The sequence below is a fragment of the Anabaena azotica SJ-1 genome, from assembly GCF_047275885.1.
Taxonomy (GTDB): domain Bacteria; phylum Cyanobacteriota; class Cyanobacteriia; order Cyanobacteriales; family Nostocaceae; genus Trichormus_B; species Trichormus_B azotica_A.
Genome location: NZ_CP178454.1, coordinates 554,433 through 568,549, shown reverse-complemented (window position 1 = coordinate 568,549; position 14,117 = coordinate 554,433). Strand labels below are relative to the sequence as shown.

The following is a 14,117-nucleotide window of genomic DNA, read 5'->3' as shown; positions in this document are numbered from 1 at the left end:
GGGCGATCGCTCCCCCCAATTAGGTAAACTGGAATAAAAGAGCGATTTCTACAAAGCGATTCGCGATCGCTTATCCTAGAAAATAAATGTATGCCAGATATTCGGATTGAGGTAACAGAATATGGACATCGCTGTAACTTTAAAGGAAATCAAATCCCTCAGTATTGCAGATAGAATTCATCTTGTGCAAGAGATTTGGGAAAGTATAGCAGCAGAACAAGCTTGTCCAGATTTGACAGTAGCGCAAAAACGAGAGCTTGATCGGCGGATTACTGATTATGAAGCAAATCCAGACGATGTAATGACATGGGAGGAAATTAAAGCTTCAATTAGAGGACAGCAATGAATTATGTCCTAGTATTTCGTCCAGAAGTTCGTGAAGAACTAGATGAAGCTTATAATTGGTATCAAAGTCAACAAACAGGACTTGGTGACGAGTTTTTAGACTGTGTGGATGATCTCCTAAATCGGATCTGCCAGATGCCAGAGTCTTATGCAGTTGTATATCTTGATGTTCATCGGGCGGTAGTGCGACGTTTTCCCTATGCTATATACTATCGAATTGTCTCAAGTCGTGTAATTGTAACAGCAATTTTTCATAGTCGAAGAGATCCCAAATCATGGCAGATGCGAACCTAAAAAATAGATATAAATTACGCTATTTAGGTTTATTTAAATCATAGAGCGATATCTGAGTTCTGGTAAACCCGTGATTAACCCTCCCTGTTTAAGCTTTTATTTTGTAGGTGAAGTTTTAAAGATAACTCCACAGGCGATCGCTCCCCCCAATTAGGTAAACTGGAATGAAAGTGCGATCGCTTACCTTATGTTTTATTAAGTGCGATCGCTCCCCCCAATTAGGTAAACTGGAATGAAAGTGCGATCGCTTACCATACATCTTATTCCGGTAACTTATACTGTCCTACTATCCGCTTCGCAAACTCTGGTACGTGCGCTTCCAGCTTCTTAGGATGATTCCGCTTCACGTATAAATAATTTCTCGCAAAATGCGAATCTATGGAAAATCGCGCATATTCCAAACCTTTTGGTCCAATTTTATCAATCACCACTCCCATTAATTTCGCTGCCCACATCGGTAAGGTCACGGCTTGGTCATAAGCTGGTATACTTTGCTGTACTGCGGATTTTCTGTCTCCTTTAGACATAACTGGCTGGGTTTCTATTTGGTCTTTCACCAGTTCCAGCATTTCTTTTCCGGTATCATTTCTCACAACTATCCATTGCCATTTGAAGGGTGCGCCCATATACCCGACTACTATATCCGCTAGGGAGTTGACGTAATCAAAGCAACTCATACAAGATGGGGCAAAGATATCTTTAAGAACGTTGGTTTTTAAGCCAAAGAAGGGTACTGTTTCTTCTGAACCGTCTTCGTGTTTGAAGTGTACCCGGAAGTCTTGCATAAATTCATAACTAACCACTGTTTCAGGGGAACGGCTGGTAGTTTCTAAGAATTTTTGCAGTCCGGCGCGGGTAACATTATCAACACATGGTGTTCCGAGTACATAAAGTTTTTCCAGACCGAGTTTTTTCTCTACAGCGCGTAATGCTTGGATTTGACAACCTACACCTATGACTAATAACCGCTTCATTCCCGATTGTTCTATCTGTTCTAATACGGATAGGTTGGGGGAAAGAGTCGGTTTATTTACCTTTGCCGCTAGTATTTCTTCGGGGGTTCGCGCTATGATAGGCATAGGTTGAAAGCGGTCTTCTTTGGTGTTCTGCACACAGACGACTCCTTCAACTAAGCCACGGTTGAGCATTTCTATAGCTATGCTGCTAACTATTCCTGTCCATTGTGCGCCTTCTATGGGTTCTAGCTTGCGTGCGGACATCATTTCTTGATGAACACCGAAATATAGCTCATTTTCGTCTTCTAGGTTGCGGGGGCGGTTATGAGTAGTGGTTTCTAGTTCGTCTATTCTTTGGGTGATGAAAGCGCACGCTTCTTTAACATAGTGGATATAGTATGTGTCGCATAGTCCACATTCGCTACAAAGTTCTTTGGCGGGACGCACGCTTCCAGGTTTGAGGGCTTTGGCTTTTTTGTGTTTGCTGGAATCTATGGTGGTCATTTATTTTGTTTATTTTTACTAAATATGGCTTTTATTACCTTACCGTTAGGGGTTGTGATGTGGGCGTTTTAAGTTGGATAAGAGAAAGACGGACGCTTTATTGCGGAAGTAATTGATATTCCCGGTGGTTGGCTTATGGAGATACAAGACAGGAAGCGGTGGCTAAGGTTCAACTTTCCTAATTCAGCTAAATGAAATTCTTAAAACAAAGTTAAAAATCATGAAATTAGCTTATCTACAAGAATTCTGCTTCATAATAGCGATCGCATTCACACTCAATCCCATTCAAGCTAATGCTAATCCCATACCCGAAGCAGAAAATAATGAACTAGTGCAAAATAATTCTGTATCAGAACTACGTGATGTAGAGCCTAAAGACTGGGCTTATGAAGCATTAAAGAATTTATCAGAAAAGTATAACTGCATAGAAGGCAATGCCAACGGATTTTATTTAGGTAATAGAACTATTACTCGTTATGAATTTGCAACAGGTTTAAATACTTGTTTAGAAAAAATTACTCCATTAATTAATTCTGGAGGAGAAATTCAAGCAGATGATTTAGATAAAATCAAACAATTACAAACTCAATTTTCTTCAGAATTAACCGCATTAAGCACAAGATTAGATAGTCTTGAACAGCGTATCCTTCCCTTAGAAGAACAACAATTTTCTACAACCACAAAACTAAACGGTTCAGCTTGGATAAACTTAACTGGAGTATCGACAGGGGATAATATCAAATTTGAAGCCTTACCAAATACCCCTTTGGATGCTCGTTTCGCAGGTGGTAGAGATAGCACCACAGGAGAACCATTAATTAATACTATTCGTGATAGTCAAACTACTTTAAGTAGTTTAGTCTGGTTAACGTTAAATACCTCTTTTACCGGCAAAGATTTATTAACCGTACAATTAGCAGCCGGAAATGGAGCATCACCTATTAATCAATTTGTTTCCGCTGGTTTTCTGAATACATATGGTAATCCTTATACAGATCAAACATCTGGTTTGGTAACTGGTAAACCGGATGTTGTAATTCAAGATTTATCCTACTCATTTCCTCTCACAGATGCAGTTAAATTAACACTAGGACCGAGAGTAAACTGGTTTAATTATTTTGATTTTAACAACTTCACATCTTACTTAAATGGAGCAAGTAGTTATGCTTCTGTTGCCAGCACTCAAAGTAGCGCAACTTTTTGGGGATCTGGTGCAGTTTTAGAATGGAAAATTAGCCCGCAATTAATGTGGAAAGCATCTTATTTAGGAGAAAATATTCCCTATTTCTCCAGTGAATTTGGTTATAATACCTCTAGTAATCCTGATTTTGGACTATTTGGTGGTACAAATTCTACAACTAGCGAATTAACCTATAGTCCCACAGATAAACTGAATTTACGTTTCCGCTACAACTATACCCGTCTTCAGGCTTATGGAGGACAAGTAGGAGGTGGAAATGCCGCACCACTCCCCTATGGTTATCTTGATGCTGGCCCTGGTTTTTCTGTTTATGACCCTGCTACAGGTACAATTTCATCAGGTGGCTTAGATCACGCATACAGCCATACTTTTGCCTTTAATTTCGATTGGTTATTAAATCCAAAATTAGGTATTTTTGGACGTTACAGTTACGGTAATATTAATTTAGAACCCATTAATGAAGCAGTTAATGTGCAGTCTTGGCAAGTAGGAATGGCTTTTCCAGACTTAGGAAAAAAAGGTGCATTAGGAGTATTAACTTTAGTTGTACCCATGGATATTCAAACAGGTCGTCAATATTTCGTAGCCGGAGGTGGTGATGGTGGTAAAATCTACGAATTAGAAGCTTCTTATTATTATCCTGTCAATGATAATATCTCTCTGATTCCAGCATTCTACGCCATTTTTAATCCCAATAATTTTAATAGTAATCCCAATATTTATGTAGGTAATGTGCGGTTGCAATTTAGTTTTTGATTTTGGCTGTAATCTATTAAAAAAATCAATATTTTCAACGCGGTATTTGCACTTGAGATCCCTTTAATTCCTATTACCCTTCATTCCCAAAATACCCAAAGGACATTTATCAGGTTTTCTAAACTCCCATGCAATACTACCATCAACCTCTAATTGTGGTACAGATAAATCCTCAATTACAGGAGATAACCTGATAATAAAATTAATATAATTTTCTTCTATAGCAGCTTGATAATATTCTCCTTTTTTCTGCTCGTCTTCTGTAATTTCATAACCTATCCAAGCTGATATTTCTTCTGGTTGACGAGTTCTGAAAAAATAATCTTTGAGTGATTCTGGTTCAATCCCTGGTTGCGGTTTAAACAATTTAGGATTAGTAATTTGTCCCCAACCTGTAGATAAATCTCCCGGTGCATAACTATAAACTTCTACTTGATATATTGTTGGTGGAACTTCTACATAACATTGCAAAGCATCACCATCTTTTATTTCATTTGCTGATAGTAAATTGTTAAATTCTTCTTCGTCTTCATCTAGTATTCCTGAAACTACCATTGCACCACAGGAAAGGTTTAATTTCCATCTTACTCTTGCTACCCATTCTTCTTGTTCCTTTGGGTTTAATTCCCCCATAACTACCCGCACTCGATAACCATCATCTTGATAAAGATTCATGGCTAAAAATGCTTGATTTTCCAAAATGAATGGTTTTATTTTTTCAAAGTCATTTCCCCAAATTAAATTACAAAATTCCTGGTAAGTAAGTCCGCATAAATCTTTTGCACCCACCCAAATTAAACATCCAGCTTCCCAAAAGCTAAATTCGATTCTATCAGTGTTTTTCATTTGCTGGTTATAGATAAATATTAATTGTTGCGATTATACAATAAAAATATTTTCAACAAAAACTATATACAAATCAGTCTTAAGAACGCTACATCAAGATGAAGTGAGGTATAAAGTGATGGAATTGATCTTTTACACAATATTCCTAGTTTTTACATATAAGCTAAGTCTTTGAATAAACTGGAAGTCATGAAAAAATAGAAACAAAGATACAGGTTGTTATTACCTAAAATAGACATAATTATCATAAAACTTCATATATTTTTGTATCTAACTTACTAAAGAAAATATGTGGAAAATGAGAGAAGCATAAATATAAACTATATAAACATTCATAAGGGAGTGAACGGTTATGACCTGGGACTATCTCAAAAACTGACTTCTCTTACGTCAGTTGCTTGTTCTTGTGAATAAGGACGAAAAACCATGACTAAGCCACACCTATCTCCAGATGATTTACCTTCCTATAAAACTACTCAAATCAGTGAAATATTGCTCAGTCAACTGGAAGAAGTAACTAAAAAACGCTTTTTCCTAGCTTGCGATAGCATGATACGCATTTATTTATCTAATTGTCACTGGTATTTTAAGGTTAATGGCGGTATTTTGATGTTAATTATGATTTGTCATGATATAGAAAGTTATCAAAATATCATGACGACTGTTCCCTACTTATCCGAAACGTTAAAACGGTTTGCTAACAAAGCTAAAATTAGTATTAGTTCACCAGTTAATAACGGTATCCCTTGGGTAATTAGCATAGATAAAGCTTGGAATGGAGATGATTTACCTAATACGTAAATAATTACAGTAGAATTCAGGAGTCAGGAGTCAGGAGTCAGGAGTAAAACTGGCTTTGTGTATAGGTTTGAATTTAGATTTTGTACCTCCTAACTACGCAACCTGCTGTATCAATAAATAATTAGCTGATTTAGCGGTATTGGATAACTGTGATTATTAAGAGTCCATTTCCGCTAATTCTAACCAGCGTTCTGTGGCTACATCAATCGCTTGCTTTAGTGCTTCTACCTGTTCATACAGTTTTTGTACTTGGCTATAATTCCCAGGAGTAGCAGTTACTAATGCTTTTTCAACAGAGGCTTTTTCATCTTCTAATTCAGCAATTTTACCTTCTAGCTGCTCAAATTCTCGTTTTTCCCAATTAGATAATCTCCGTCTTTTTTTAATTTCTGTTTCTGGAGATGTAACTTTTTCTTCAGTTGCAATTTTGGTCTTTTCTTTTGTATTCAGTGTTTCTTGTTGTGCTTCTTCAGCTTTTTTGTAATCTAAATAAACTGAATAATTTCCAGGATATTGTTTAAAATTCCCACCTTCTTCTAAAGCAAAAATTGTATCTATGGTGCGATCTAAAAAGTAGCGATCATGGGATACTACAATTACACATCCAGTGAAATCTTCTAAATATTCTTCTAATACCGCTAATGTTTGTACATCTAAATCATTGGTTGGTTCATCTAATATTAAGACATTAGGCGCACTGATGAGTAGACGTAATAGAAATAAACGCCGTTTTTCTCCCCCTGAAAGTTTATGAATTGGTGCATATTGCTGACTTCCTGGAAATAAAAATCTCTCTAACATTTGGGAAGCAGTAATTTTTGTTCCATCAGCTATTTGTAAAAATTCACCTTCTTCTTTAATGTAGTCAATTACTCGTTGATTTTCATTTAATGCGGTGAGTAAGTCTTCAGAATGTTGATCAAAATAACCAATGTGAATGGTACTACCAATTTCGACATTTCCAGAATCAGGCTGAATTTGTCTGGTGATAATATTCATTAAGGTAGATTTACCTGCACCATTAGCACCAATAATTCCAATGCGGTCTTCTGGACTAAATTCGTAGGTAAAGTTATTAATTAATGTTCTACCATCGTAGGCTTTACTAATGTTATTTAATTCAATAACTTTTTTACCAATGCGACGGCTAACTGTGGAAATATCTACTTTACCCTGTGCTTGTTTAAATTCAGTGTCGCGCATGGCGTGAACACGGTCAATTCTTGCTTTTTGTTTGGTACTTCTAGCTTTTGGTCCCCGTTTGAGCCATTCTAATTCTCTTCTTAAGACACCTTGATGTTTACGTTGACTACTGACCGCTGATTCTTCTGCTAATGCTTTTTTTTCTAAGTAATAGGAATAATTACCTGTATAGGTATAAATGTCACCTCTATCAATTTCGATAATTCTATTAGTAACTTTATCGAGAAAATAGCGGTCGTGGGTGATCAGAAAAAGTGCGCCACGATAACGATTTAAATAACTTTGTAACCATTCTACAGACAACGCATCAAGATGGTTTGTAGGTTCATCCATTAGCAATACATCTGGTTCGGCTAATAAGGCTGTTGCTAGTGCTATGCGTTTGCGATAGCCTCCAGATAATGTCCCGACTTTCACATCAAAGTCAGCAATTCCTAATTTTGTTAAAATGATTTTGGCATTGGTTTCTAGTTCCCATGCACCGGTAGAGTCCATGCGTTGCATTACCGCAGACAGACGAGACATTAACTGACTATCTTCTGGATAATGTGCTAATTTATCAGAAAGTTCTTCATATTCTCGCACCAAAGCCATTTGCTCACCGCTGTCAGCAAATACTTGTTCTAAAACTGTGCGATTTTCATCTACATTTGGCTGTTGGGGTAAGTAGATAATTTTAGAGCCGGAGTTAACTAAAATTTGACCACTATCAATTGTTTCTAACCCGGCGATCATTTTTAGTAATGTTGATTTGCCAGAACCGTTAGTACCAATTAAACCAACTTTATCAGTGATATCAAGGCTAAAGCTGGCATCTTTGAGGATTTCTTTGATACCAAAGTCTTTTTTTACTGATTGTAGTGTAATAATACTCATAAATATTTAGCCAGTGGTCATTTGTAATTTAGTTATTCTCTCCTATTTCTTGTCAAACAAACAAATCAATGGGTAAATGTCCATACATTTCGTTAATTCCTGTTTCGTAATTAGATTGGCACGAAACTAAAACTCCCCGATGATGTCCATAATAAGAGTCGAGATAACACAGTCCATTTTTACCATTTAGTTTGATATAAACTGCTCCTTCAGGGGTTGGTAAATTGTCGGGAGCTTCATAATGAAAAGCACGAGAATAGGTTTTCATGGCGAGAATTCCTTCTTCTGCTGTCTCTGCACAAATTCCCAAAATTTGGTAATCTGAAAGGCTGGCCATCAAAATTAATGCTTGACGAGTTAACACTTTTTCTGATGGTTTGAGAATAGGAGCAATATCCAAACAATTGAATTTGTTGAGGATTTTTTTGGCTTCTTGGACTGTGAGTTTGGGATCTTGAGGAGTAGGCATATATTCGTTTATTATGCTTGTGGTGTGGTTGGCGGTGAGTAAGATGAGACTGGACTCACCTTACTAGTATTTTTAGCTAAAATCAAGACTGGTTTTCCATCTTCCCTAAGTTGAAAATGAAGGGTATGCTGCCTTGGGAACCTTCACCCATAACTAGCACATTTGGCATTTTTGCGCCGCCTGTTTTCCAAGCTTCAATTGCTTCTTTCTGTAAAACCAATTGTCCTCCTTGAGCTTTGAGGGTTTCTGCTAAGAGTCTTTGCGCTTCGGCTTTACCTTTGGCACGATTAATTTCTGCTTGGGCTTCTTGTTCGGCTTCTCTTGCTATATAGACGGCTCTTTGCGCGCGCTGTTCCGCAATCTGTTTTTCTTCAACTGCTCGCGCAAATTCTGGTGAGAAGGTGAGGTCAACTACGCTCGTATCTAATATGATTATCCCATATTTATCTAAGCGATCGCCTAATGCTGTATCAAAGTCTTCTTTTAATTCACTTCGTTTAGTAATTGCTTCTTCTACTGTCCTTTTTGCTGCTGCTATTTTAAATGCTTCCTGGGTCTGGGGCGCGATGATTTTTGATACAATATTGGCTAAAGTACCTTGTTTTCTTCTGATTTCAACTACTTTTATCGGATCTATGCGAAAGTTGATTGCAAATCTCGCAGTTAAATTTTGCAAATCTTTGGTGGAACTTTCTGCTGGAACTTCAAATTTTTGTACTGTCAAATCATACACATCTATTACGGTGATAAATGGTGGTTTTAAGTGAATACCTTCCAGCAATGCACCATCTTTAGCTTTACCTAAAATGCTGATTACTCCAGCTTGTCCAGGGTTGATAATTACAAAAGAATTTATCGCCAATAATACTACTAATGATAAGAAAATACCGAAAATAGTAGTTGACAAATTCCCTATCTGTTTAGTATTCAATTTTTTATCTCCTGATAAATTATCATTGCTGATTTTTGCATCAAATAACACATAACAGACGATCAAGAATTATGATTAATAACCTAAATTATGTGATAATATTATCTTCCAGTCATTGTATACGGTTGTGACTACAGAATTAAAATCTCATCGGTTATTAAGAAGGCGTAGACATTCTGCACATCCCTTGCAACGCCTATTTGACTATGGGTATGAGTATAATCAGCAAATTTGGCTCGCAACTGGTGCTTCTATCCTCAATAAAGTTTTTGATCTAGCACCACCAGCATTAATCGGTATTGCGGTGGATGTGGTTGTCAAACAACAGGATTCTATCATTGCTAAGTTAGGTGTTAAAGATATTACTTGGCAATTTGTAATTTTATCATTACTCACAGTTATTACTTGGATATTAGAATCTTTTTTTGAGTATCGCTATAAGTTGTTATGGCGTAATTTGGGACAGAATGTTCAGCATAATTTACGACTGGATGCATATAAACACCTACAAAATTTGGAATTAGCTTATTTTGAAGAACGCAGTACGGGTGGTTTAATGTCAATCCTCAGTGATGATGTTAACCAATTAGAACGTTTTTTAGATGTGGGTGCTAACGATATTATTCAAGTAGTGACAACTATTGTCATTATTGGCAGTGCATTTTTTATTTTAGCTCCTAGTGTGGCATGGATGGCAATGTTGCCTATGCCTTTTATTCTAGGAGGCTCAATAGCTTTTCAGAAATTACTTGCACCTCGTTATGCTGATGTCCGAGAAAAGGTAGGTTTATTGAATGGCAGATTATCGAATAATCTCAGTGGTATTACTACTATTAAAAGTTTTACGGCTGAAGATTATGAAGCGGCACGAGTAGAAGCTGAAAGTAACGCTTATCGCCAAAGTAATACTAAAGCAATTTCTCTTTCTGCGGCTTTTATTCCTTTAATTCGGATGTTAATTTTGGCTGCTTTTACGGTATTATTAATTTTTGGCGGAATGGAAGCAGTTGCGGGGCGATTAGCTGTAGGTGCTTATAGTTCATTGGTATTTTTAGTTCAACTTTTACTTTGGCCTTTAACTAGATTAGGAGATACTTTTGATTTATATCAAAGGGCAATGGCTTCTACTAATCGAGTGATGGATTTATTAGATACTCCCATTGATATTCATACAGGAAATATTAATCTTCCTGTGGATTTGGTGCGGGGAATTGTTGAATTTCAAAATGTGACTTTTGCTTATAAAGATAGACCACCAGTAATTAAAAGTTTATCTTTGGAAATACCCGCAGGAAATACGATCGCTATTGTTGGGTCTACAGGTTCTGGTAAAAGCACGCTGGTGAAACTTTTGTTACGGTTATATGAAGCACAGCACGGAAAAATAACTGTAGATGGGGTCAACTTACAAAGTTTAAATTTGCGGGATTTACGTCGTGCTATTGGTTTGGTAAGTCAAGATGTGTTTTTGTTTCATGGTACGGTAGCTGAAAATATTGCCTATGGGACTTTTGATGCCAAAAACGACGATATCATCATGGCGGCAAAAGTCGCTGAAGCTGATGATTTTATTATGCGCTTGCCCCAAGGTTATGAGACAATTGTGGGAGAAAGGGGTCAAAAGTTATCTGGTGGACAAAGACAACGAATTGCGATCGCACGTGCTGTATTGAAAAATCCACCCATTTTGATCTTAGATGAAGCTACCTCAGCCGTGGACAATGAAACAGAAGCCGCTATTCAACGTTCTCTAGACAGGATTACCGTGAATCGGACTACAATTGCGATCGCTCACCGTCTTTCTACTATCCGCAACGCTGATTGCATTTATGTCATGGAACACGGACAATTAGTAGAATCAGGAACCCATGAACAACTCCTGGAAAAAGATGGTATTTACGCTAGTCTCTGGCGTGTCCAATCAGGCTTAAAGTAAGTTTCACGCCTAGATAGCGATAAAACACACCCAACACATCCAAAAGCAACTCTTTGAAATTTGAATTTATATTATGTTTAGTGGTATCCAACCGGAAACAGGCGATAACAAATGGAGACGACTTTTAGATAAGTTTGTCAAAGCAAATCAACAAGAATTAGCCGCTTTATTTTGGGGATTATGGTTAGAAAATGGTGATAGTCAGGGAACTATTGGCATTGATTTACAACCCCAGCCTCATTTTGTTTATTGTCCCAAAGAAGCAGTAGAAAAATTAAATGAGCGCGTTGAAAATCGTCTACAAGAACTTTTGGGAATTATTGAGAATAATAAACCAGAAATGGAAGTTCTGATGATTGGTATTGGGAAGGGAGAAATTAAGTTAATTCAGTTTGCACCTGAACCATCACCGCAGGTTTGTTTTGAGCAATTTGGTAAGGATGTGGATAGTTTGTTGGAATCGTTGGAAGAGAGGATGATTGAGCAGATTGTTTTTTAACGCAGAGTCACGCGGAGGGAAGCGCGGAGGTACGCTGAGGATTTATCCGTAATATTACCCGCAAGGTAATTTCTAGCATTGATTTTCCGATCTTAAAAGGCTTACCTATCTGCCAGTTGTCACTTATTTTTTACGTAATTCCCCGGATATATTGACCATACGCCCCCAGTCGCTCACATTTTCTTAATTTTAACTTTGGCAATTTTTTTGGATTGCTAGTCCCCAAAAAGCGGTACATTGATGTAATAGTTAGTAATTTTAATCCAAAATCTAAACATCAAAATTGGTATTAGGTTGGGTCGGAAGTAAACAGTGCCAAAAATTATCGCTATCCTGAATGGTAAAGGAGGAGTCGGTAAAACGACTACCGCAGTCAATTTAGCTGCTAACTTTGCTCCAGAAAAAAAAGTTCTGCTCATTGATGCAGATGTTCAAGGCTCCGCTAGTTGGTGGTTTCGACGAAATCAGCAGGGTATGGGCTTTGATTTGGCTCAAGATACAAATCCACAACTTCTGGGCGAATTACCAAAAATAAAAAGTTACGATTTAGTAGTGGTAGATACTCCTCCAGCACTGCGTTCTGAAGCTTTAGCAGCGGTAGTAGAGATTGCAGATTACTTAGTTTTACCTACACCACCAGCAGCAATGGATTTAACTGTTCTCATTGATACAGTTAAGCAAGCCGTTATTCCCCTGGGTACTCCCCATCGGGTACTGTTAACTAAAGTCGATACGCGCAGTTCAGGAGAAGCATTAGAAGCACAAAAAACTCTTGTACAACTAGGTATTCCAGTTTTTAATACTTTTATTCGTACTTATAAAGCTCATGAAAGAGCCGCCCTTGAGGGTGTCACAATTACTCAATGGCGAGGAAGAAACGCACGGGAAGCAACATCTGATTACCGTCGTGTGGCTGATGAATTAATGCATGATTGGAGGAAATAATGGCTAAAAAAAATCTTTCTGATTTACTACAAGAAGAAGCACAAAAATTTACACCCCAGGTGGGAGAAACAGCAATTGAAGTGACCGCACAAGCAGTTGTAGAAGAACATTTTTCTACTACGGAAGATTCTACACCCACTGCTAATAGGCGCACAAATCCGACTAAAGCAGATTTAGAAGTCACAATTAAAGAATTGACCACGACTCTGGAAAAATCACAGAAAAAAGAAGTTTCTCTCAGGGAGCAAATTAGTGATTTAAAAGCCGATTTGTCTACACAGAATACTTTGGTGGAACGGTTGACTACAGAACTTCATGAAACCAAGAAAACAGCCTTGCAATTAGCTGAGTCTAATTCCCAGTTAATAGCAGAAATTGAAGAGTTGAAAAAACCTCAAGAACCAATTAAGGAAACAGCTAAGGAACAAGTTAAACAAATCTCTAAATCTTTATCCATTAACCCTAAAAAGTCATACAGATCACCAGAAAGACTCCAGGAACTTCCAAATCAAGCCAATGATGATTTTGCCAATAATACTTGGTTGTACGATTAAAATCTAACCGCGAAAATCTAAAATATGTTGGGCTGTGATTTCTGGTTGTTCCAAGTGCGGGATATGACCGGAATCTTTAATCCAAATCAGTTGACTTTGAGGAATTGCTTTTTTAAACTTTTGAGCATCCCTGGTTCCTAAAATTTTATCTGTATCACCCCACAAAATCAGCGTTGGTTGTCGAATTTCTGCAAGCTGGTTAAATTTAAAAGCACTGTAACCACCACTTTTAGTAAAAGCAATCAACGCTTGATTCCAATTAGGCATTTTTAGGTGTAAGTCTCCACAGCATAAAGCATCACTGGAGATCAGACTGGGGTTTTTATACGCAGTACGACAAATGCGATCGCGCACTTTGGGATTTCGCAAAAACTCAGCCGCTAAAGAATACAAGGGCGCAAACATTAATTTGCTCAAAGCTGAACCACCCTTTAAACCAGCACTGTCTATTAAAACCAGCTTATGTACCACTTCTGGGTAAGTTAGGGCGAAATCAATGGCCGCTGCACCCCCCATAGAAGCACCAACCAAAATTACAGGTTGGTTAATCAGGCTTTTCCAAAAATAATATAAATGAGTTTTAATGGCCACTGGGCTGTAAGCAATATCCGGCTGTCTATCTGTAAAGCCAAACCCCAATAAATCTACAGCCCAAGTTTCGTTCTCCCTGGACAACAGCGGTAACAACCGTCTAAATTCCAAAATAGAACTGTCAAAACCGTGAACTAATAAAATTGGTATACCTCCACTACCTTGATTTACATAAGTAGTGGTAATAGGTTCAGGACTTAAAGAAGTCGGAATCGCTTGACTTTGGATACTCTGAGCCAAAGCGATAGAAGTGATTTCACTCAGTTGCCCAACAGCGGCAGGTAAAAAACTTGGAAACATAAACATCAGTTTACCTGACAACTGACCACTGACAATCAAAAAAGAAAATTTTCCCAAACGTCATAATGGGGACCAAAGCCTCGTACAATAAATATCACTTATTGCGGATT

General features: G+C 37.6%; 15 protein-coding genes. 8 read left to right on the top strand and 7 right to left on the bottom strand.

Going from position 1 to position 14,117, the window contains the following annotated elements; genetic code table 11:
- The first annotated feature begins 121 nt into the window (after window positions 1-121).
- On the top strand, window positions 122-346 hold the full coding sequence (locus ACLLO5_RS02435) for an addiction module protein (protein WP_413173900.1): 225 nt from the start codon (window positions 122-124) through the stop codon (window positions 344-346).
- Window positions 343-639: a type II toxin-antitoxin system RelE/ParE family toxin gene (locus ACLLO5_RS02430; RefSeq protein ID WP_413173899.1), complete on the top strand. Its 297-nt coding sequence runs from the start codon at window positions 343-345 to the stop codon at window positions 637-639. Before ACLLO5_RS02435 ends, ACLLO5_RS02430 begins: the two co-directional genes overlap by 4 nt.
- A gap of 115 nt (window positions 640-754) precedes the next feature.
- Here ACLLO5_RS02430 and ACLLO5_RS02425 read toward each other — a convergent pair whose 3' ends face one another.
- Window positions 755-898 (bottom strand): hypothetical protein, encoded by a 144-nt coding sequence (locus ACLLO5_RS02425; RefSeq protein WP_413173898.1) that lies wholly within the window; start codon window positions 896-898, stop codon window positions 755-757.
- 1 nt (window position 899) lies between these two features.
- Window positions 900-2,099 (bottom strand): Coenzyme F420 hydrogenase/dehydrogenase, beta subunit C-terminal domain, encoded by a 1,200-nt coding sequence (locus tag ACLLO5_RS02420; protein ID WP_413173897.1) that lies wholly within the window; start codon window positions 2,097-2,099, stop codon window positions 900-902.
- Window positions 2,100-2,319: 220 nt separating this feature from the next.
- Here ACLLO5_RS02420 and ACLLO5_RS02415 point away from each other — a divergent pair, with 220 nt between their 5' ends.
- Entirely contained in the window at window positions 2,320-4,056 is a 1,737-nt protein-coding gene (locus tag ACLLO5_RS02415; protein WP_413173896.1) for an iron uptake porin, read from the top strand.
- A 63-nt stretch (window positions 4,057-4,119) separates the two neighbouring features.
- On the opposite strand, the gene ACLLO5_RS02410 is transcribed toward ACLLO5_RS02415, so the two are convergent.
- Window positions 4,120-4,902 carry a hypothetical protein gene (locus ACLLO5_RS02410; protein WP_413173895.1) on the bottom strand — a complete coding sequence of 261 codons (783 nt, stop codon included), beginning with the start codon at window positions 4,900-4,902 and terminating at the stop codon, window positions 4,120-4,122.
- Between the two features lie 426 nt (window positions 4,903-5,328).
- Between ACLLO5_RS02410 and ACLLO5_RS02405 the strand changes: the two genes are divergently transcribed.
- On the top strand, window positions 5,329-5,703 hold the full coding sequence (locus tag ACLLO5_RS02405) for a hypothetical protein (protein ID WP_413173894.1): 375 nt from the start codon (window positions 5,329-5,331) through the stop codon (window positions 5,701-5,703).
- Window positions 5,704-5,859: 156 nt separating this feature from the next.
- Here the strand turns inward: ACLLO5_RS02405 and ACLLO5_RS02400 are convergent, their stop codons facing one another.
- From ACLLO5_RS02400 to ACLLO5_RS02390, 3 genes are all read right to left on the bottom strand, one after another.
- On the bottom strand, window positions 5,860-7,782 hold the full coding sequence (locus tag ACLLO5_RS02400; protein ID WP_413173893.1) for an ATP-binding cassette domain-containing protein: 1,923 nt from the start codon (window positions 7,780-7,782) through the stop codon (window positions 5,860-5,862).
- A gap of 52 nt (window positions 7,783-7,834) precedes the next feature.
- A complete protein-coding gene (locus ACLLO5_RS02395) occupies window positions 7,835-8,251 on the bottom strand; it encodes a DUF1824 family protein (RefSeq protein ID WP_413173892.1) in 417 nt (138 codons plus the stop codon).
- A gap of 82 nt (window positions 8,252-8,333) precedes the next feature.
- Window positions 8,334-9,182, bottom strand: a complete 849-nt coding sequence (locus ACLLO5_RS02390; protein ID WP_413173891.1) for a prohibitin family protein — start codon at window positions 9,180-9,182, stop codon at window positions 8,334-8,336.
- Window positions 9,183-9,309: 127 nt separating this feature from the next.
- Between ACLLO5_RS02390 and ACLLO5_RS02385 the strand changes: the two genes are divergently transcribed.
- From ACLLO5_RS02385 to ACLLO5_RS02370, 4 genes are all read left to right on the top strand, one after another.
- Entirely contained in the window at window positions 9,310-11,118 is a 1,809-nt protein-coding gene (locus tag ACLLO5_RS02385) for an ABC transporter ATP-binding protein (protein WP_413173890.1), read from the top strand.
- Window positions 11,119-11,191: 73 nt separating this feature from the next.
- Complete coding sequence (locus tag ACLLO5_RS02380; protein ID WP_413173889.1) at window positions 11,192-11,617, top strand: hypothetical protein; 426 nt, start codon at window positions 11,192-11,194, stop codon at window positions 11,615-11,617.
- Window positions 11,618-11,929: 312 nt separating this feature from the next.
- Window positions 11,930-12,562: an AAA family ATPase gene (locus ACLLO5_RS02375; protein ID WP_413173888.1), complete on the top strand. Its 633-nt coding sequence runs from the start codon at window positions 11,930-11,932 to the stop codon at window positions 12,560-12,562.
- The gene (locus ACLLO5_RS02370; RefSeq protein WP_413173887.1) at window positions 12,562-13,116 is read left to right on the top strand and encodes a hypothetical protein; all 555 of its coding nucleotides are present in this window, start codon (window positions 12,562-12,564) and stop codon (window positions 13,114-13,116) included. Before ACLLO5_RS02375 ends, ACLLO5_RS02370 begins: the two co-directional genes overlap by 1 nt.
- A gap of 3 nt (window positions 13,117-13,119) precedes the next feature.
- Here the strand turns inward: ACLLO5_RS02370 and ACLLO5_RS02365 are convergent, their stop codons facing one another.
- On the bottom strand, window positions 13,120-14,007 hold the full coding sequence (locus tag ACLLO5_RS02365) for an alpha/beta fold hydrolase (protein WP_413173886.1): 888 nt from the start codon (window positions 14,005-14,007) through the stop codon (window positions 13,120-13,122).
- Window positions 14,008-14,117: the final 110 nt, after the last annotated feature.